This window comes from Mycoplasma miroungigenitalium (assembly GCF_013008635.1).
In the GTDB taxonomy this organism is placed as follows: Bacteria; Bacillota_I; Bacilli_A; order Mycoplasmatales; family Metamycoplasmataceae; genus Mycoplasmopsis; species Mycoplasmopsis miroungigenitalium.
Window position 1 is genome coordinate 107,309 of sequence record NZ_CP053096.1, and the last position, 21,631, is coordinate 128,939.

Here is a 21,631-nt window from a genome sequence, read left to right on the forward strand (position 1 = left end):
TTAAATAATCCGTGGGCACGTTGATTCGCGGTTCATAATAAACCATCTTTGTGCGACCCTTGATATATCAAAAAATCTGCAATATATGCAATTGCTAATGCAATAACCACAATAAATATAATCGTGAATATAATTGTAATTACTTTGAGCGCAACATTCTTTTTCTCTTTACTTTGTGAAGAGACATTTTGTGATGTTTGATCCATAAAATCCTTTCTAATAATCTTATTATTTTATTTAAATAATTATATTCCAATTATTTTAGAAGAATCACGAGCGCAAAAAAAGAACGTTTTTTTATCAATATATCTTCATTTTTAAGCTTATTAACAACGCTTTTTGACTATTTTTGTAGCAACATTAGGAAAAAATGATTAAAAACTGAAAAAAAATTTGCACGTTTTTACCAATTCAATTGAAATATGAGTAAATTAGTAATTTTTTTTGGTCAGTAACAGATAAAAAAATAAGTATATATCGTTTTAAAGTAAACTCATAAATGAGTTTAAATATAAAAAAACTGAAAATAAATAAAATATTTCCACATTTTTTATAATTATAGACAGCAAATCAATAATTTTTGGTGATTTCAATGAGAAAAAATAAATAAATTTCAGTAATTAAGGGATTATCATTTCTAAAAAAAGATTAAAATATCATTAATTGATTCAAAATAATAAAAAAATTTTTTAAGATGAAAAATTGCTGTTTTGCAGTTATAAATGATGAAAGGAAAAAAATGAAAGACACAAACAAAACGAATGAAGCTGTTCAAAAAGCAATTAATGAAATAACTAAAAAATTTGGCGATGAAGCAATAACTTTTTTTGATAACGAAGTAATAAATACACCTATAAAAACCATTCCAACTGGCTCTTATTTATTAAATGAAGCGCTTGGTATAGGAGGCTATCCACAGGGAAGAATAATTGAAATATTTGGGCCAGAAAGCGGAGGCAAAACAACTCTATGTTTACACGCTATTGCGGAAGTGCAAAAAATGGGCGGTGTTGCAGCATTCATTGATGCTGAACATTCAATTGATCCAAGTTATGCAAAAAATCTAGGCATTGATTTCTCTAAAGTCATTTTATCTCAGCCAGATAGCGGCGAACAAGCAATGCAAATAGTGGACTATTTAGCCAAAAGTGGAGCTATTGACTTAATTATTGTTGACTCTGTAGCTGCGTTGGTTCCTGAGGCTGAATTAAATGGTGAAATGGGTGAACAACAAATTGGGGCGCATGCAAGATTAATGTCTAAAGCCTTAAGAAAAATTACTGCAACATTAAATAAAACAAATACAACGATTATTTTTGTTAATCAAATTAGAGAAAAAATCGGGGTAATGTTTGGCAATCCTGAGACAACAACAGGTGGAAGAGCATTAAAATTTTATGCTTCAATCAGGTTAGAAGTTCGAAGAATTTCATCTATTATTGACGGAAAAGATATAATCGGTAACGATATAAGAATCAAAGTAGTTAAAAATAAATTAGCGCCTCCTTTTAAATCTTTACAGACTGAAATAGTATTTGGTCAAGGAATTGATTATCTTGGTGAATTAATTGAGCTAGCATCAATAAAAGGAATCATATCCAAAAAAGGATCTTGATATTCATACAAAGATGAAAATTTATGTCAAGGAAAAAAAGCATTAAAAGAATTGTTGAAACTAAATAAAGAACTTAAAGAAGAAATTGAAAATTTATGTATATAAAAAGGCGTGGAATAAACAATTTCCACGCTTTTCTAATCTATTTGTTTATAAATAATTAATTATTTTTTAAACAAACTATCAACAATCATTAATATCCGAAACAAAATTGACAAATAATAAACTAAGAATACCTCATACTAAAATTTCATTACTATCACCTGAATCAAGTTTCATAAGGGCAATAATTCCAAACACAAGAGGTAAAATAATCAGAATAAATAAATCATGCTAAGTATTAAGAAAACTTTAGTAATAGTTTTAAGTGTTTGATCTTTAATTATTAATTTCTATCTTAAATATATTGCGATATTAATATAGTATATTTGGCGAAGTTTTTTTATTAAATAAATATGTGCATATCGCAAACTAACAATATTTTTAAACAATTGTGATAATATTATTCTAGTAGATAAGAGGATGTAAATGCCAAATAAAAAAATAAATTTATTGTTCATTGGAGATATATTCGGACAACCCGGTATCGATATGGTGACAAAACATATAAATAACATCAAAGAAAAATACAAAATAGATGCTGTTGTTGCTCAGTGTGAAAACGTAACAAAACGTAAAGGGTTTATCAAAAGTGATTATGAACAATTAAAACGCTGTGGCGTAGATGTTTGCACGCTTGGGAATCATGTCTGGGCTCAAGAAGGTATTTTCGAAATTATTAATAATGATGATGTTGTTAGACCATTAAATATTCCAAACTCATATGCGGGTCACGGAACAACAATAATTAAATTGAAAAATGGTTCGACATTAAGAGTAACATCTTTAATGGGTATAACATTTAACAAATTATTAAATCCTTGAAAACATGAATTTGCTGACAATTTTTTTGATGCAATAGATAACGTTATTCAATATGGTGAAAAAACTGATTTTCATTTTATCGATTTTCACGGAGAAACAACAAGTGAAAAAGCGGTATTGGGGCTCTATTTGGATGGTAAAGTAGATGCGCTGTGTGGAACACATACTCATGTCCAAACAAACGATGCCAGAGTTTTAGAAAAAGGAACTTGTTTTATAACTGATGCTGGTATGGTAGGGCCTTATAATTGCGCCATTGGAGCCAATTTTGACGAAGTGTATCAACATATGCGCTATGGTGCATTCAGTAAATTTCAAGTTTCAAAAAACTGTTGTCAATTCAACGCAGTTGTTATGGAACTAAACACTGTAAATAAATCAGATAATAAGATTCAAACTATCACTATATTACCCGAAAGCAATAGCTAAATTTTGGAATAGCATTATTTGGGTGCTATTTTTATTTATTCAATACAAAAACGTGTAGATTAGTAAAAAAATCAACCTCAGTGGCTGATTTTAATAATGGTTTTTGATGCGATCAAAATTTTTCTTATTTTTGACCTCATATCATTTGAAAATTTCTTCTTCAGTATAATCAAGCAATTTCGCACAGCCCAGAGATAGACTTAGCAATTCACTGATTATATCAGCGTTTACTTTGCCTTTGGCATCACTGGCAATTTTGAATATTTCCAAGATTTGATCTGTTGGAAATTTTGAAACAATTTTAGGTTCAATAAAAGGATTAACATTTAATTTATATGCATACGATCCTAGAAAATGTAACACATCTGCAAATTCTTCTAGAGCGGCTTCCTTATTAACGTTTTTATGTTTTTTTCAATATTTAAAACATTGAACTTCGTTAGCAAATTCAGCAAATTCAACTAAAACCGCCAGCAATCATTTTGCTTCTCATTCTTCAGGCATGACGTGTCCCAGATCTTCACGAGAATTAATTGCGTCATCAAGTGTTTTTTGCATTTTAAATATATTTGTAAAATCCATTTTTTCTCCTAAATATTTTTGTAAGGTTCTCCGATATAAATCGGCGTTACTTTTATGGTTGTAAATTTTTGTTGTAATTGTTCTGTAATATCACTGACAAAGACTTGTTCATCTAAATGTGATAATTCTAAAATATCTATATTATGTTCTTTATATAACAATCATTCATTTCATTTAATATCACTGACTAATATTAATTCTATTCCTTTAGTGCTTAATTCATGGGCTAGAGTAGCTGGACCTGAACCAGATAAAATAGCGACTTTTTGATATTTTCTATCTAAATCAGAAACGTTAGTTCTAAAATTATTTAATTTCAAATAATTGCTTAATTTATTAGTAAGTTCATTAATAGATAAACTTGCATTTAGTACGCAGGGATAAGTCTCATGATAATCTATATGATCGCTAAAACCCAATCTAAAACCAATTTGATGTGATGTTCCTAATGCATTATTATCGTAATTGGTATGAAACGCTAAGACATTTATACGATGTTTTTTAATAATTTCTAACATTGACTTTTTATAAGGCGCCGCTAAAAACTCATCTTTTCACGTTGGCATAAATTTAAATGGGTGGTGAACTAAAATTAAATTTGAATTGGTTTCTAAAGCTTTATTTAAAACCGCAGTTGTTAAATCAATTGCGACAACAACACCTGTTATTTTTTCACTTAAATTAAATTTAACACTAAATCCCGTTGGATCTCAAATTTCTGCTGCTTCTAATGGGTAGTTATTAAGTAAATATTGAGTAATCTTTCTTAATTGCATTATTTAAAGAAGTCTTTCAAATGTCTGCCTTTACGTGTTGAATTCTTTAGTTTACGTAAAATTTTATTTTCAATTTGGCGGATACGTTCTTTAGAAACGCCGCGTTCTTTTGCTAATTCTTCTAGAGGTGTTATTTGGTATTTCTCGCCATTTTCATCAACTCCAACACCATAACGTTTACAAATTAAAACGTATTCGTCACGGTCAAGGGTATCAGTTAAAATTTCATTTAAAACATCCACCAATTCTTCCTGTGATGCAAAATCTGTAGGACTAACAACACTTTCATCTTTAACAAAATCTGAAAATGCAGAGTCGTTTTCTTTTCCGATTTGTTTATCCAATGAAATAGGGTCGATGTTTATTTTACGAATATATCTAACCTTTTCGGCTGTATATCCATTACCGAATTTTTCTGCTATCTCTTCATCGGTTGGTTCTGTTCCATTTTCTTGGTGTAGTTCACGTTCAATTTTAGTTATTTTATTAATTGTTTCAACCATGTGAACTGGAACACGAATGGTACGTGCTTGGTCTGCAACAGCTCGTGTAATGGCTTGACGAATTCATCAAGTTGCATATGTTGAAAACTTGAATCCTTTTGAAACATTATATTTTTGCACAGCTTTAACAATTCCAGAGTTACCTTCAGAAATAAGGTCAATAAAGCTTAATCCACGGTTTTTGTATTTTTTGGCATTATTGATAACAAGACGTAAATTACGCTTAATCAGTTTGTCACGCGCGCGTTTTCCTTTAAATCCGCCTTTTTCCATTTCGTGAGCAAGAGCTTCCTCTTCCTCTTTGTTTAACAATTTCCCGTATTTACCAATTCAACGCATGTATCATTTAACAATATCGTTTGTTTCGGTTAGTTTATTACGCAAATCATGAGCAGAAATATTATCTTCTTCTTTAGATAAGTCAATTTCTTCATCTTCGAAAGTTTCAATTTCTAAATCATCATCAGTTATGTCTTTAGATTTTTTTCTGGCGTCTTTTTTAGCATTTTTACGGTTTTTCTTTTCGATTATTTCTTCTTCTTCCTCTTCGGCATAGCTAGAATCATCAGAGTATTCATAATCGTCATCGTAAGTGAATTCTTGAGTATATTCATCGTCGAATTCGCCGATATCTATTGTTCCGTCAAGCTCATTATCATGTTCAAAATCTTCTTCTTCAACTAATGTACGCTTTTTAAATGTGTCTTCTTCATTGACTATTTCTTCTACTTCTTCATCGGTGATATCTTCCATTTCATCAGTAATGTCCGATTCTCCAACTTCTAAGTCATCTCCCTCATCGACTTCATCTGAAATTAGATTCATTTCATGAAGATTTTCCAACATTTCGTCCATTTGATCATCAGGTATCTCTACTTTGATTTGGTCTAAATATTCGAAAATATCAGCTTGAGATAGCTTTTCACGATTTTGTTTTTTGGCGTGCTTTTGCACTAATTTAATTACTGCTTCCAGTTCTTTATTCATTGTCGCCATTATTTTTTCCTCCTATTTATTCTTAGCATGTTTTGAGTCATTTGCTCAAACATTGCTGGGTTTGAGGCAATAAGCCTGCTGGTTTTGGGGTCTTGTACGAACGCAATATATTTATCATCATTTTCTTTTAATGCGTTTTCGTAAATCATTTCTAAATTCATTGATAACTTTTCTTTATCTCCGAGGTACATTTTGAAATCTTGTTTTACTGCTTCAAATTCGGATTTTAATTCTCCGTTATTAGTTATCATTGATTCAATTCATTTTTTGTCAGTTTGAGTTAATTTGCCTTTTTCGAGAATGTTTTGCACTTGCTCTTTATAGTCATCGAAAACATTGAAATTCATCTGATCTTTTCTATTTTTTTCCAGATAAAACTGAATTAGGTCTGGGAAATCGAGAATTAAATAAAATAATCTGTCAATCCAACTCAATGTGGGCAACGAATGTTTTTTTACAATGTTGATAGGTGATGAAATTCCTTTATTGGGAATTAGATCAAAATCGTAAGGGTTCTGAGGTAAATCCGGTACATAATCAGGAACTTGATATTGATTCATGAATGTCGCTGTATCCATTTGCGGATCATTTAGATATGAATCATCATGTATTGAATATTCATTTGAATCCTGTAAATTACTTTTGAAAATAATTTTATATTTAAAATCAGTGTAAATTTTTTCAGAATAGAAATCTCTTACATTTGACTCTGAATATTCAATATATTTTGAAAAATAAGATATAAAATTTTGAATATTATTGAGTCTATTATCACCACCGGCAATTAATGAAAATTGGCTTTTGCCGTTTTGGTAAATATAATCTAAAGAATCTACCGAATCTTTAATAAGGTTTTTTAAATATTCAGAACCGTATTTTTTGAGGATTTCATCAGGATCAAGTCTTGTATTATTTTTTACAACTTTCGCGTGAATATTTTTAGATAGTAAATAAGATAATGATTTTAGAGTTGCGTTTTGTCCGGCGCCATCGCCATCTAAAAACATTATTATTGTTTTATTATTCAATAATTTGAAGTGTTTATTAGTTAGCGCTGTGCCCATTAAGGCAACTGCGTTATTAATGTCAGCTTTATGGAGAGCAATTACATCAAAGAAACCTTCTGTAATTATCAGTTCTTTTGTTTCAAGAAAATCTTTAGCTTTATAGAAATTGTAAAGAAGTTCGGATTTTTGAAATAAATGAGATTCAACACTATTTATATATTTTGGTTTAACATCTTTCTCTAAAGTACGTGCACTAAATCCGACAATTTTTCCGTCATCATTTCTAATACCAAACGTAACACGATTGTTGAATGATGGTTGCAATGATTCAGGATTAATTAAACCCGCTTTAGCAAATAATGTTGGATTTTGTTTGATATCGTCGCCGAAAAATTCCAAAAAGTTTTCTTTAGAGGCAAAACCAATATCAAAATTTCTTAAAAGATCATTCGATAAATCCCTTGAGTTATAAAAACTATTTAGTGTGGTATTTTTGAGTCTTGTAAATTCCAACTTAAAGAATGAATTAGCCTTATCTAAAAGATCTAAAACTTCTAAATCAGATTGTGAATATTTCGAAGGTTTTTGATAAAAAATGTGTGAATCATAATTAATGGTCGCTTCGTCAGCCAGCAGTTTTAAGGTATCGGGATAAGAAAGCTTTTTAAATTTCATCAAAAACGAAATCAAATTTCCGCCAACACCACAAACAAAACATTTAAACAATTGTTTAGTTTCACTAACATGCATTGAAGGGTTGGAATCATCATGGAAAGGACATAAACAAACAAAACTTTGACCCGATTTAGACAAAGTTATATATTTATTTATCACCTCAACAATGTCGTAGTGAGATAGTATTTCATCTTGTAATTGCTTAAAATTTGTATTCATATTTAAATGTGGTTAATTAATTCGCTAATTTTTACTCTTTTTTGCTCCATAGTGTCTCTGTCGCGAATTGTAACAGATTCATCTTCTAAAGTATTGAAATCAATGGTTACACATTTTGGTGTACCAATCGCGTCTTGTCTACGGTATCTTTTACCAATAGAAGCCGTTTCATCGTAAACTACGCTAATACCTTTTTCTAGAATCATTTCATAAATCTCTGTTGCTTTATCATTTAATTTTTTAACTAACGGTAAGACAGCAACTTTGTATGGCGCTAGCTCTTTAGAAAAATGCATAACAATTCTTGTTTCGTTTTCTAAAACTTCTTCGTCATATGCTTCAATTAAAATTGCAAACATAAGTCTATCTAGACCCATAGATGGTTCAATTACGTAAGGAATGTATTTTTCATTAGTGGTTGGTTCTAAATATTCCAAACTTTCACTAGTAGCATTTTGGTGCGCGGTTAAGTCATAATTCGTACGGTTAGCAATGCCTAATAACTCGCCTCATCCGAACGGAAATAAATATTCAATATCGCTAGTTGCTGACGAATAATGTGACAATTCTTTAGGGTCGTGAGCTCTTAATCTTGTATTTTGCTCGCTTAATCCTAATTTTCTAACAAATTTAATCGATTTATCAATGTAATAATCGAAAATCTCGTCAGCTTGCGATGGGTGACAAAACACTTCTAATTCCATTTGTTCAAATTCTCTAGTACGGAAAATGAAATTACCTGGTGTAACCTCGTTTCTGAAACTTTTACCAACTTGGCCAATGCCCATCGGCATTTTTGCCCTCATTGAACGTTGGACGTTTTTGAAATTAACCATAATACCTTGAGTTGTTTCGGGACGAAGATAAATCTTGCTTTTCGTTTCTTCTGTAACACCTTGTTTCGTTTCAAACATCAAATTAAATTTTCTTACGTCGCTTCATTCACATTTATCGCCTTCATATTTTGTGACGTTTTTTACTAAGAATTCTTTCATTTCGTCGAAACTTAATGTTTCAGCAACTATATTCGGATTGAATTCTTCAATCAATTTATCAGCTCTATATCTTTTACCATTTACTTTATTTTCAATTAATGGATCATTAAAATTGACAACATGACCTGAAGTTACTCAAACCTGTGGATTCATCAAAATTTTTGAATCTAATAAGTAATTATTTTTTTCGCTTTGGATAAAACAACGTTTTCATACAGCTTCAATATTATCTTTTAAAGTGGCTCCCAACGGTCCATAGTCTCATGTATTAGCTAATCCGCCATAAATTTCGCTCCCTTGAAAAACGAAACCAGAGGCTTTAAGGTGGTTAATTAGAGTAGTTATGTTTTTGTCTTTGTTTAACATATTTATTTCCTCATTTCATAAAATTTATTCGTTGATTACAGGAACCGATGAATTAAAATTTGACAATTCTTTAAAATAATGCTGTCTTTGTAATGATTTCGAATAATCTTAATCCGATTACTACAACGAATGCTAAAAGAATAATTATTGCAATTATTAGCAATATTGTTGCAAATTTATTTTTCGATGGCGCATTGTATTTAGTTGCTTTAATTTCTTGTTCATAAGGAATTAGCAATTCTTCTGTTTCGTAAATGTCAACTTTTGATTCTAAGTTTTCTTGCTCAACTACTACATCGTCATTTGACATTTTTTCGGTTTCGCCGTTTGTATCTACAACTTCAACATTTTGGGTTTCAGTTTCAGCTTTTTCGGTTTCAACAATAGATTCTTGCTCTTGTGTTGGTTCAATAATTTCTTTTTGAGGCGCAACAACCAAATCATGAGCAGTTGTATTTGAAGTTATAACCGCATATTTATATGCATTTTTTGGTACAAAAATAATAAATTTATCATCTAATAATACATTTGATGTTTCTCAAGCTATAGAAACATTTTCGCTAGAATTTTCAGGTTTGTAAAACGCTTGATTATCAGGAGTATCCTTTGCAGTATAGTCGATGCATAGTTTTGATAAAAGTTGTTTAAACTCTGCGTTTAGTTCTTCATGTAATTTAATTGTTTCTTTAACATGTATGTAAGCCTTAATTGTTACTAAATCTTGTAACAAATCATCCACGTCATCAAAGTTATGTTTTACACGGAAGTAGTCAGTTTGACTTACTTGTTGATGAGTTATTGTTGCGTTGATGATTTTTACCTTTTCAACATATTTTTTCAATGAATTAATTAGTTCATCTTGGTCTAAATTGACAAAGTATTCTAAGTCAATAATTTTTTTATTTGCTTGATTCATAATATTTCCTTTACTGATTTTAATTCAACTATAACGGGTGTGCAATTCGCATTTTTACAACCAAAAACCCATATAATAATTGATAATTGAATTATATACTAAATATATAAATATCGATAATCTTTGTTATAGCACGAAATATATTGAATTTAAGGGCTTTTCGAAAAAAAATATAATCAGCTCTTATTTTTTTAAAAAAAACATGTTTAATTTATTATTTTTCATTAATTTCGATTATTAATTTATAATTGTAATATGAATAAAAAAGGTGATATATTATTTGGGAAAATAATACATATTTGCATTGACGGGTTAACGGTCTTAACAAACAAAAAATATGTATTCGAAATTCCTAAAAAAAATGTAACTGATTGAGCCTGAAAAAACCTGTTCAATGAGTTTAAATTAAGAGATAATGTTAACTTTATCGTAGAAGAAATAGACAACGAAAACAAAACAGGAATTGGAAATTTCAAGGCAAACCACAGTTATTTTGCTCGCTCTCCATTCGTTGAAGAATTAAAGGAAACAAAACACGGTTTTAAAAATTTAAAAAAATCTATTGATACCGAAGTTATTGTTTGGGATATGCAAAATAACCGGAGTTAACCATGTCTAAATTAACACTAAAAGCTTTTAATTACCATCCTGATTTCAATAATGAAAGTCTTATTGAAAAAGCAACAGGAATAATTCGGGGGATTAAATTAAAGACTATAGTCGGCTTTGAAAATTTTGGTTTTCATGAACTCGCATTAAACTTTGGTCAATTTAATTTAAATGAAATTACCGATTTTGCAGAAAGAATAATAAAACAAAATACGAAAAATATAATCATATTTACCGATTCAAGAACGAGAGACAATATCAATGCCGCAATGGATTTTGTTTATTTTTATGACCTTCTAGGTGCCAATAAAATAAAATACGAAATTATAAATTGCGATGAAAGCTATACTAATTGATTTGATAAATATGAATTTTTTAAAAAAACTTACTGCTTTGAAAACACAAGTTTCGTTTTTACCAAACTCAATACTTTTACTGATTCATTCGTAGAATTTATCAAAGTGTTTTTAAATTATATGCAATTAAAAAATGGTTATTATAGGACACTTGAACGTTGTTTTATAATAGGAAAACAATGCCTTGAAGACCAATTGAATTTCATTGAAACAGTTGAAGATAATAGACTTATAAGCCCAAATATCTTGGATGAAAGATTTTCTTTTTTTAGTGAAATAAACTTGCTTTTAATGCATATCAATGGCATAAACATTAATAATGTTTTAGAAGGTTATACGTCCGCATCAATTGATTTCACTAGTGAAGACATAAAAAATAATTTGGCGTTCCAATATGGATATATAAACAGTGTTCTCAAATATGAAAAAAAGCAGAATATCTTAATTGGTGGCAACCAAAGCCTGAATAAATTATTATTAATTCAAGCTAAATTGAGTAACGAAAACATACAAAAACACAACAACCTTACAAATACAATGTGCTTTCCAGAAGATATTTATACATATGCGCCGTATACAATCGGTATGAATCATAGGTTTTTCGCTTCATATATTACTTTTCACCAAGAAAAAACCGATTTTAGAATTACGCCAGAGCTAAACGAGAATGATGGAATTCCAGCATTTAAACAAAATAGGTTAAGCGAGGCGAACAAATTAATAACTGATGGAGTATTGACAACATTGTCTCACATTGCCAATATCCCTTTGTGTCAAATAATACTTAACAATAATTCAGAAGGTGTCTTAGGAGCATATGTGTGTTTCATCTACTGGTCGCAAATTTATGAATCATATTTAAATAAATCTAACCCATTTGCGGTGTAAAAGGAGTATATATGAAAACTATAGAATTGAACGTATCGAAAGCTATCGATTCAAAAGAATTTAATGAATACCAAGAAAGAGTATCTAAAATTCACAATGCAATTAAAACTAAAACGGTTATAGAAAAAGATTGATTAGGTTGAATTGACCTACCTAAAAAATTTAAAGATGAAGAATATAAAAAAATGCAAAACATTGCTCAACGTTGAATTAATTCTAATATTGAAGTTGTAGTTGTTATTGGAATTGGTGGGTCGTACTTAGGTGCTAAAGCAGGATATGAATTTATTTATGGGGCTTATTCAAATAAAAAACCTAAAATGGAGATTCTTTTTACCGGTAATTGTGTAAGCGCTGAAAGTTTAGTTTCCCAATTGCAGTATGTTGAAAATAAACGTTTTGCTATTAATGTAATCTCAAAAAGCGGTAAAACCCTTGAAACATCAATAGCTTTCAGAGAATTTAGAAAATTATTGGAACTTAAGGTGGGCTCAATCAAAGCAAAGGATTTAATTGTTGCTACCACCGATAAATCAAAGGGTATTCTTTATGATTTAGCAACATCAAAAGGCTATGATAAATTAATTATTCCTGATGATGTTGGTGGGCGTTTCAGTGTTTTAAGTCCTGTTGGATTATTCCCATTCATTTGTGCAGGACTAAACACAGAGGCTTTACTGTTAGGTGCTCAACAGGCTCTAAAAAATAATTCCAGTGAAGAAATTGACAAAAACGATGCTTACAAATACGCTGTTACTAGACACTTTTTATCAAAAAACTATTCATTAGAACTACTTGTTAGTTATGAGCCAAAATTGCAATTCTTTCAAGAGTGATGAAAACAACTATTTGCTGAAAGCGAAGGCAAAAATGGTAGAGGTCTGTTCCCTGCCAGTTCGCAATTTTCAACAGATTTACACTCAATTGGGCAATTTATTCAAGACGGAAATAAAGTTTTATTTGAAACTTCTCTGTTTTTAAAAAATCCAAATACCAACTTCAAAATTTCAAAGGATTCAGAAAACTTGGATAAAATCTCATATCTAGATGGCAAGGAAGTGCACAAAGTAAATTGAGCAATCTTTGAAGCGACATTAGGTGCTCACCATCAAACTGCAAAAATACCTAATATTATTATTGAATATGATAAAACTGATGAATTCACGCTAGGTTATTTATTCCAATTCTTTATGATTGCTTTAACAATGTCAGCTTATTTATTAGGCGTGAATCCATTTAACCAACCTGGCGTCGAAGTTTACAAAACAAACATGATCAAAACCTTATCAGAAATTTAAAAAAGCGGCACCGCTTTTTTATTTGCCGCTTTTTTGTTGAATAAATTGTATGTTTTTATTGAAATATGTACGATAACCAAATTCCAATGTAATCATAACGCAAATTGATACAGAAGCTAATATTCCCAGCATAATTGCTATTTGATACATAATTGCGTTTGATGGATTGGTGCCTGAAAGAATTTGACCAGTCATCATACCAGGTAAGAAAATTATTCCCATTCCTAGCATTGAGTTGATTGTTGGCATAATAGCTGAATCAAAAGCCTTTAAGAGTATTTCTTTAATAGCGGTTTTAGGGGTGGCTCCAAGTATTAGTTTTTCTTCAATTTCTTCTCTTCTTTCATTCATTTGCTCAACTAACACTTTAATTCCAAGCGAAATACCAGTCATTGAATTACCAACCAGCATACCCGCTAATGGAATTACATACTGAGGGTCAAATCAAACTGGGATACCAACAACAACTAATACAAAATAGAATATTGCGGTAAGACTGCCAGACATCATAGCAATAGCTATAATTAATTTAAGTTTTTTTGACATTTTGCCTTTAAAACGTCTGAAAATAGTAAATATTGCAAAAAATTCCATAACTAATAAAACAGCAATTGTAATAAATGGATTTGGGTTATCAATAATGTATCCTAGAGCATACCCCATGATAAATAGTTGAACGCTCATTCTTAAAGCCGCAATTAAAATATCCTTAGTTCTTTTTAATTTAATTATTAGAACAATAGTAATAACAGCTACAAGATAAAGATATGCAAACAGTAATCTTGTGTAACTTATATTGTGGACATTATTCATTATCTAACTCCTTAATTTTACCTTCAGAGATATGCGTTAATGTTTGAGCATATTTAGCAGCAACCTCAGGAGAGTGGGTTACCATTATTATTGTTTTATGTGTGTTTTCGGCAAATTTCGACAAAAAATTTAAAATGAAATCTTCAGTGTCTTTATCAAGCATAGATGAAGGTTCATCCAGAAGAAAAACTTCTGGACTAAGTAATAAAATTCTTGCGAGTGACAATCTTTGTTTTTCTCCACCTGAAAGACTTCTAGCTTCGTCTTCGAGTTTTTTATTTAATTTCACATCTGTTAATATTTTGGTCATTTCTTCTTTGGTTGGTATTGTTCTAGATTGGAACTGAAAAGCTATTTTTAGATTATCTTCGATTGTTTCGCCTAAAATAATTGGTGTTTGGGATAACATGCTCACTTCTCTTCTCAAATCCAGCGAAGGGACCAAATCTAGATTACGTCCATTATAAATAATACTACCTGATGTTGGTGAAATCATTTTATTCAGCATCTTTAATAGTGTTGACTTGCCTCCACCGCTGGGTCCTGTAATTACATTGATTTTACCTTTCTCAAACTTAAGGTGCTTTATGTCTAATATATTTTCGTATTTTATATCATTTAATTCAAACATTTCATCTCCTAATATTTAAAAATTATAAACAATGTTTTAAGCACTCATTGAAATATATTTTTTTACTTATAACACTGTGTAATGTATTCATTGGCAAAATAAATATTAAATTATTAATTTAATAAAAAAATAAAACCGTGTATGACAAATTCATAGACTCGGCTTTATTTAGAGATAGAGTAATAATTATCTAATCAGAAATTTCTTCGTTGAATAATTCATCGAAATCATCATCAGATTCAACATCCATTAATTCAGCATCAATATCTCAATATCCGTCTTCATTAATTTCTTTATCAACTGTGATATCAATGTTATCGGAGTCATCATTTGAAGACTGATTTAAATCTTTATTGATTTCATTTTCATTTTTCTTTTCGTTTTTATCCAAAATCACATTCAAATCGTTCTGATCGGCAAAAACATCATTTATTGGTTTATTTAAATCCTGAACTGTTAACGAATTAAGTGTTGGTATCGAAGATGTAAGCAATAGTTTCTTATAGAAATTAAGATTTTTATTATCATTAATTCTTAATTCACTAGATTCATTAACGTCATCTGTATTAGAAATTTGTTCTAATTCTTCATTGTTAACAGAATTTTCAATAGTTTTTTCTTGATAGTCACTTGTAATTGTTGCTATTTCTTTGTTTTCGACAGATGGATAAAAATCGCCATTTTGGTCAATATCACTATTATCATTGGTTTCATTAATTGCGTCACCATTTTCAACCAATGTTTCTTTACTATCTGTAGTTGTTAATACTAAAGGATATATATATTCAATATTATCTAAAGTATCATCTAATTTTTGCTCATTAAGAACTATGTTATTTATTAAATCGGTAATTTCTTGCTTAATGTATTCTCAATTTAATCTATCTAATTTGAACAATTTATAATTTTTTGCTTCAATAAATTTACATAAATCCTGAAATTCTAAATATTTTGCAGGATTGTTGGCATAGTTATAGTCATCAACTACAATTGAAAATATATTTTGGTCATTAGATTTTATTGAGAAATCTACGTTTAAAGTACCAAGTGTGTTATTTACAAATAATTGAATTCAAGGCTTATTCTCAATGCATTTTAATAAATAATCATGGATTTCATTAAATAAATTACTGTGTTGTGATAAGTCTATTGTATTAGTTCTAGTTTCCTCTAAATCAATTGATAAAAATTCTTTGCGTTCAGCATCAGACAATTCCAAGAATTCCAATCATTTCTTGAATGTATATACATCATCATTATCGAAAGTAACATTAATGTCACTTGAATGAAGCGATTTGATAACAATCATTTTTTCCTTTGCTCTTGATATTGCAACATTCAATGAGTTCTTGCCTCCTGGGCGACCAACATATGTTGAATGTATCTTAGCGTTTGAATCATAACCAAGAGAAGCAATTACTAAATCAGCCTCATCGCCTTGTATGTTTTCAATATTTCTTAATAATAATTGATTAGATTTCAATGCATTTTCAATTTCGGGATGATTCTCAAAAATTGTTTTAGTTATCGCCTCTTGCTGTTTGGCGTTAAAACACAATAAAATTATTTTTTTGTATTCTTTTAAGCTCTTAGAAATCAAATCAAGAGCAATCTTTGCTTCAACTGCATTTTGATTATCTATTCATTCACCACCAGCCTCAATTACTTCTATTGGTTTAGATGAAGAATTAACGTGCGCAGAATCAATAACATCAAGGCTCGATTTATAGAAATGTTTAGAACTAAAAGTCATTAGGGCAGCATGATTTGAACGGTAGTTTTTGTTTAATAAAATACTATGAATACCCAAACCTAAAGCATAGTCTAACAATGATTCAGTTATACCGTAAACAGAATCTTCATCGGTGACTCTGATGCCAAATCAATTTGATGGTTTCATTTGTTGGTCATCGCCAGCTAAAACCTTAGTTTTCGCCAGATATAATACCGGAAGTCCTTTTTCAATAAAAATTTGGCTTGACTCGTCTAACACTGCATAGTCAAATTCTTCTTTATTTCATGCAGATAAGTCGGCTTCAGGAGTGACAATAATTACAGGGAATAATTTTTTAATCAAGTTAGAAAATCTATTAACAAATTTATATGGTTCCGTTTTCCCTAATCTTATAGTTAGTGCAAATTCACCATAATCTTCTTTTTCTTCATCACTCAAATTTTCAACACGATCAATAATCAATTTAGCAATATATTTTTTTAGCTCGTTTTGATCACTAACCTCAGGCTTGTCTTTAGGTGGTAAAATTGCAAGTAACGATGTTATGAAATTGAAATGATCTAAATCCATATCTTTGCTGATATCTTTTAATTCGTTAATGTTAATATTTGTATTATTAAATTCTTCAAAAATCTTCTCTGCTTTTTTTATTGCATCTTTTCTTTTGCGCGATCAGAATTTTCAACAAAGTTTATTGTTCTTAAGCATTCATTTTTCAATTTGTTTAACACTATCAAACTTACATTCATTTGGATATTTAAAAAATGAAGTGTCTGGAAGATTCAAGAGAACCTCTCATCGTTTGATATTTAAATCACCCATATATTTATTCAAAGTTGGCAATATTTTTGCCACTTCACCAAATCTTATATCTTGAGAAAAATTTGCGATGTTTTCGATATATCTAAGTTCCTTTTTACTTAGAACTCTCAATGCTTTTAGATTACTTACTGAATCAAATTGTTCAATATAATCAATATATTCTTTCAGGGGTTTGAAAAAGGATTTTTTGCTCATTTCGGCTGAATTAAGCATAAATAAACAAAATGGTTTTAACATTCCCATACGATTACGGATTACTTCAAGAGCAGCTTTCTTTTGCGAACAAACTACTGCAGTTTTACCATAAACCAGAATGTTAGTTAGCAAGTTAACAATTGTTTGCGACTTACCAGTTCCCGGAGGACCTCAAATTACAGTGTTTTGTTGCAATGAGGATGCTATAGCTTTATCTTGACTAAAGTTAGTTGGTGTAATTTTAAAAATACTGCTACGAGGATTGAAAATTAAATTATCAACCGCTTTAGTGTAATTAGATTTTTTGAATTCTATTTTAATAATTTTTCCAACATCATCATTTTTGATTATTTCCATCATCCGATTTCTTATATAACCGCCGGCGGGTTGAAATAGACCCAAGACAACACCAGGGCAAAATTCAAGAGATTCGTTCAAGACATTTTCTGGACTTAATTTTTCAAATTCACCAAAAATATCCGGTATGTTAGGGTAAATGTTTTCTCATTCGGATTTAACAAAATCAATAAGATCCTTGATTGTTAAGTCAGAAATATTCATACTGGTGTCTAAATCAAAGTTATCATTATTCAATAAGAATAGCAGTTTTTCATTTGGTTTAATATCTGAATTAGAATAAAGTTTTGGACGAGCATTTTCAATTATTACATAAGCTTCCTTCAAAAATAATGGCCCGTAAATTGATTTTCCATCAATATTTACTTTTATATACATGAAACCCAAATGAATTGGTCAAATATTAGTTTGTTCGTTAATTTCCTTGGCTCTATTCAAAAACATTTTTCATTTTATTGATTGTTTTTGAAATTGCATTTGCAATTCTTCAGTTATTTTTTTAATACCAATTTCAAAATCTTTTTTTAATAATCTCAATTTAAAATCAGAGATTGATAAATCAAAATCTTCAATTAGATTTAATGCTTCTTCATAATTTTGCGCTTGGCTCAACTGTTGAGATGCAAATTTTAATTTTTCCTCTATGATTTCGATTTTAAATTCTTTTTTGTTTCAAATTTTACGATAAGTTTCTTCACTAAATAATTTATGTAAATCAAAAAAGTAGTTATTATCAACCTTTGTAAAAACCGCCTTATCATTAGGACTAACATCCAATAAATTACTCAAAATTGTTTTATATCTTTTTTCGTTTTCACTAAACATACAGACCCCTTTACATTAGTTATTTAATTATATATATAAATATAAGTTTAATTATTAAATATAATAAAACTTGGAAAACCATAATAAAAATATTTGTCTTTTTATAAGTAAAAAACTAATTATCGTCCGAAAAATATGGAAGTTTTCATATTTTTAATAGTTTAGGCGGTGGAAAACTGCAATCATATCACTATCCCGTATAATTTAAAATAAATAATTATTTATATTTATATAAGTAAGTTCGAAAATAAATAATTTTAATAAACAAAAAAATAACAGTAAATTTATGAAAGCTAATTAATATGTCAAAAAAACATGCATTCGGAATTGGGTTAATATTGGCCACAACGACAGTAACAGCATTTTCGGCAATTCTAGCATCTACAACCATTTTAAATAGATTTGATATTAAGAATTTAAATTTTCTTGAAAATAAGGAATATGCGCAAAAAGAAATAAACAAACTTAAAACCAACGATTTGCGTAGCGAAAAATACCGCTATTTTTTACAAATTAACATATAAATAAGCAAAATTCATTAAAAAAAGCAGAAGAAGAAATTACTAATTTAAAAAACATAAATATGGTTGACAAGAATAATTACATATCTCAGTTGACTATCGATCTCAAAAACCAATCCCAAATAGATAAAGTTGTGTTAGAAGCAAAGAAAAAAAATTCTTCGAATGAACACCGAGTAATGCCAATTAATATGTTAGCAAACTGAATGCCTGTTGTAGGAAGAGGCTCCGAAAATTTTGCTTTTTATATTCCTGATCCCAGCAAAGATTGAGATAAAAAAACTCGTGAGTTTTTAATTAAAGCAAAAGCGGAAATGATTATTAAATATGAATTATTTAAGTATCTAAACACTAACCCGCAAAACATCACTCCCAAACAGAAAGAATTTTATGGTCAATACATTTATATTTCAGCATTTTCTTCTCGATTACTAAATGAGTTATATTCAAAATCAGGGTACCTCAATGAACAAATTACAAATGAAAATGCAATTTGAAAAAGAAATGATGAATTTAAATTTATCGTCGATCAAGTTAAAGATAGTGAGAACACAAATCAATTCAATTATATTAAGAGCATTTCTGAAATTTTGAAATTCTTAAGAGTTATGGATTTTAAGGAAAATAATCCGAAGAAATTCAGTTGACACCCTCGAAAATACGCATCAGTTTTTTATAATAATATTGAATCTGTATTGGGGACAAATAAAATAAATTAAACCGTTAAAATTACATGTTTCACTATAATCCTTATTTAAGCAAAATAATTTCCGCCGAACAAATAAATAATTTGAACTTAGCAGTCGAGGCAATATTAACATATCTAATTGAAAATCAATATATAGATGAATCTTCACCAGAAGAAGAAATTATTTTTAATACTATCAGAACCATTTTAAGTGAAAAAGACACAAATAATTTAATCAGTATTAAAATTAGAAAAAATCAAAAAACTATAGACAACAATGAAATAACAAAAATTCGTAACCAATTAAATGATAAAGGTTTTGATTTAAGTAAACTTACATCATGATTTAAGAACGTACAAAAAATCTATATTGATTTCCATCAAGAATCAATACAGGAACTAATAGTAAGATCTTACACAGAAGCTGACATGTTATTAACAAATTTTTTAGGTATGGTTTTTTCATTTGGGCCCGATATGGGAGCCATGGAAGTTGTCAGTAAAAGAGAATTGATCAATCTTATTAAAAATATTGAAAAATATCCCTTCGCCAAAAACTTAAACTTGACGCGCGAAAATCTAATAAAATTTTTAGCTGATTTTTGAAACATGATGTCAGCTGCAATGTTGAATGAAATAAATTATGACCAACTGATATCAAATATAAAAAATAATAAAATTTTTGATTTTATTGCAAAATATTCTCTATTTACGAAGGATGATGATGATGAACCCTATAAACCTTACCATAGTAAAATACAAATAATCTTAAATGAGTTAAACGCGTTACTAAATGAGTGTGAATCCAAATCTGTAAACAACATATATACTGATAAAAACGAATTACGTAAATTAATAAATGAAATTGAAGCGAATCCAAGTTCTTTCGATATTTTAGATAAGTATCATCAAACATGATCTTCGAAAGAAGAAACTAAATTAAATATCTATGATTTAGAAAATCTGATTAGATTTATCTCGAATGATTTATTGTTGTCACTAAACTCAACACGGTTTTCATACAAATTTTTCAAGATGAAAGAAAGATCTATTAATAACGCTAATGATTTAATTCGAAATAGCATAACAAGTGTTCAAAATAATTCTAGAAAACATAAATCACTTTAGCTCATTAGGAAATATAGCTAAACGTGAAAGTATAGAAGACTTAGATTTATCTCGCATAACCTCTTCTTTCCTTGGGAAAATTATCGGAATGCCGATAGATTCTGATAATTCTTATATTGACAGTTTTGAAAAGGAAATTAATAATATTTTAGAATTTTTAGATGAAGAAACCTACTTTAGAAATGTTGCAGATAAATTAAGAATAAAAAAAGATGCGATATTTAAAGAATTAAGAAGTTCTCTTGATTCTAAATATTCACTAGAGTTTTCATTAAGGTTGAAAGCACTTGATAATATAAGCGATGAAGAATTTTTTAAAATACTAAATGAAAAAGGAAGAATAGTGATTGAAGCACTCTCATTAGAATTGCAAGCTAGAAATATACGTAATTTTATCGAACTACATTCTAATTTAAAAAATAACATTAACACTAATCTTTGCACTTTCATTGATTGAGGTAAGGGCCGATTGAGAATTAATTTTAATAACAATGTCTCAGGATATAAATTAATACTCGATGATGATACTGATAATAAGTTAAATCTCTTGAAAAAAATTGATAGAAATATAACAATACATGAAAACCGTGGGAAAACCGTCATATCTATGGGTCCCGATTTAAACGATAAAGCTCAATCATTTTTATCAAAATTAAATCAAATTTATGTAGAGAGATATATAAGCACGAATTTAATTTAAATCTCCATCCATATCAAATTAATAATATTTTCCATATAGATAAGATATCGAAATTTGATACC

18 protein-coding genes are annotated in these 21,631 nt (G+C 29.2%); 9 read left to right on the plus strand and 9 right to left on the minus strand.

Annotated features, from left to right (window positions below):
• Positions 1–718: 718 nt before the first annotated feature.
• Together recA and HLA87_RS00490 are read left to right on the plus strand one after the other, a co-directional pair.
• The gene (recA, locus tag HLA87_RS00485; RefSeq protein ID WP_473743254.1) at positions 719–1,720 is read left to right on the plus strand and encodes a recombinase RecA; all 1,002 of its coding nucleotides are present in this window, start codon (positions 719–721) and stop codon (positions 1,718–1,720) included.
• A gap of 423 nt (positions 1,721–2,143) precedes the next feature.
• Positions 2,144–2,968, plus strand: coding sequence for a TIGR00282 family metallophosphoesterase (locus HLA87_RS00490; protein WP_171110880.1), 825 nt, complete (start codon positions 2,144–2,146; stop codon positions 2,966–2,968).
• A 90-nt stretch (positions 2,969–3,058) separates the two neighbouring features.
• Here HLA87_RS00490 and HLA87_RS00495 read toward each other — a convergent pair whose 3' ends face one another.
• From HLA87_RS00495 to HLA87_RS00520, 6 genes are all read right to left on the minus strand, one after another.
• Entirely contained in the window at positions 3,059–3,550 is a 492-nt protein-coding gene (locus tag HLA87_RS00495) for a dUTP diphosphatase (RefSeq protein WP_171110883.1), read from the minus strand.
• Positions 3,551–3,558: 8 nt separating this feature from the next.
• On the minus strand, positions 3,559–4,326 hold the full coding sequence (locus tag HLA87_RS00500; protein WP_171110885.1) for a Nif3-like dinuclear metal center hexameric protein: 768 nt from the start codon (positions 4,324–4,326) through the stop codon (positions 3,559–3,561).
• On the minus strand, positions 4,326–5,825 hold the full coding sequence (locus HLA87_RS00505) for an RNA polymerase sigma factor (protein WP_336508859.1): 1,500 nt from the start codon (positions 5,823–5,825) through the stop codon (positions 4,326–4,328). The genes HLA87_RS00500 and HLA87_RS00505 overlap by 1 nt, the downstream gene beginning before the upstream one ends.
• Complete coding sequence (gene dnaG, locus HLA87_RS00510; protein ID WP_171110886.1) at positions 5,825–7,726, minus strand: DNA primase; 1,902 nt, start codon at positions 7,724–7,726, stop codon at positions 5,825–5,827. The genes HLA87_RS00505 and dnaG overlap by 1 nt, the downstream gene beginning before the upstream one ends.
• A gap of 2 nt (positions 7,727–7,728) precedes the next feature.
• Positions 7,729–9,087, minus strand: a complete 1,359-nt coding sequence (locus HLA87_RS00515) for a glycine--tRNA ligase (protein WP_171110888.1) — start codon at positions 9,085–9,087, stop codon at positions 7,729–7,731.
• A 70-nt stretch (positions 9,088–9,157) separates the two neighbouring features.
• Positions 9,158–10,003: a hypothetical protein gene (locus HLA87_RS00520; protein ID WP_171110890.1), complete on the minus strand. Its 846-nt coding sequence runs from the start codon at positions 10,001–10,003 to the stop codon at positions 9,158–9,160.
• A gap of 255 nt (positions 10,004–10,258) precedes the next feature.
• Here HLA87_RS00520 and HLA87_RS00525 point away from each other — a divergent pair, with 255 nt between their 5' ends.
• Genes HLA87_RS00525 through HLA87_RS00535 form a run of 3 tightly spaced genes read left to right on the plus strand, consistent with a single transcriptional unit; the run spans position 10,259 to position 13,154 of the window.
• Complete coding sequence (locus HLA87_RS00525) at positions 10,259–10,612, plus strand: RNA-binding protein (protein ID WP_171110892.1); 354 nt, start codon at positions 10,259–10,261, stop codon at positions 10,610–10,612.
• Positions 10,613–10,614: 2 nt separating this feature from the next.
• Complete coding sequence (locus HLA87_RS00530; protein ID WP_171110894.1) at positions 10,615–11,856, plus strand: glucose-6-phosphate isomerase; 1,242 nt, start codon at positions 10,615–10,617, stop codon at positions 11,854–11,856.
• Positions 11,857–11,867: 11 nt separating this feature from the next.
• Complete coding sequence (locus HLA87_RS00535; RefSeq protein WP_171110896.1) at positions 11,868–13,154, plus strand: glucose-6-phosphate isomerase; 1,287 nt, start codon at positions 11,868–11,870, stop codon at positions 13,152–13,154.
• An 18-nt stretch (positions 13,155–13,172) separates the two neighbouring features.
• Here HLA87_RS00535 and HLA87_RS00540 read toward each other — a convergent pair whose 3' ends face one another.
• The 3 genes from HLA87_RS00540 to HLA87_RS00550 form a co-directional block, all read right to left on the minus strand.
• Positions 13,173–13,967, minus strand: coding sequence for an ABC transporter permease (locus HLA87_RS00540; protein WP_171110897.1), 795 nt, complete (start codon positions 13,965–13,967; stop codon positions 13,173–13,175).
• Positions 13,960–14,598, minus strand: a complete 639-nt coding sequence (locus tag HLA87_RS00545) for an ABC transporter ATP-binding protein (protein WP_171110898.1) — start codon at positions 14,596–14,598, stop codon at positions 13,960–13,962. The genes HLA87_RS00540 and HLA87_RS00545 overlap by 8 nt, the downstream gene beginning before the upstream one ends.
• Positions 14,599–14,788: 190 nt before the next feature.
• Positions 14,789–18,532 (minus strand): DEAD/DEAH box helicase, encoded by a 3,744-nt coding sequence (locus HLA87_RS00550; protein ID WP_171110899.1) that lies wholly within the window; start codon positions 18,530–18,532, stop codon positions 14,789–14,791.
• Between the two features lie 302 nt (positions 18,533–18,834).
• Here HLA87_RS00550 and HLA87_RS00555 point away from each other — a divergent pair, with 302 nt between their 5' ends.
• From HLA87_RS00555 to HLA87_RS00570, 4 genes are read left to right on the plus strand one after another with little or no spacing between them, the layout of a single operon-like run.
• Positions 18,835–19,056 (plus strand): hypothetical protein, encoded by a 222-nt coding sequence (locus tag HLA87_RS00555; RefSeq protein ID WP_171110900.1) that lies wholly within the window; start codon positions 18,835–18,837, stop codon positions 19,054–19,056.
• Between the two features lie 59 nt (positions 19,057–19,115).
• A complete protein-coding gene (locus HLA87_RS00560) occupies positions 19,116–19,772 on the plus strand; it encodes a hypothetical protein (RefSeq protein ID WP_171110901.1) in 657 nt (218 codons plus the stop codon).
• A 14-nt stretch (positions 19,773–19,786) separates the two neighbouring features.
• Positions 19,787–20,869: a hypothetical protein gene (locus HLA87_RS00565; RefSeq protein WP_171110902.1), complete on the plus strand. Its 1,083-nt coding sequence runs from the start codon at positions 19,787–19,789 to the stop codon at positions 20,867–20,869.
• On the plus strand, positions 20,832–21,569 hold the full coding sequence (locus tag HLA87_RS00570) for a hypothetical protein (RefSeq protein ID WP_171110905.1): 738 nt from the start codon (positions 20,832–20,834) through the stop codon (positions 21,567–21,569). Before HLA87_RS00565 ends, HLA87_RS00570 begins: the two co-directional genes overlap by 38 nt.
• Positions 21,570–21,631: the final 62 nt, after the last annotated feature.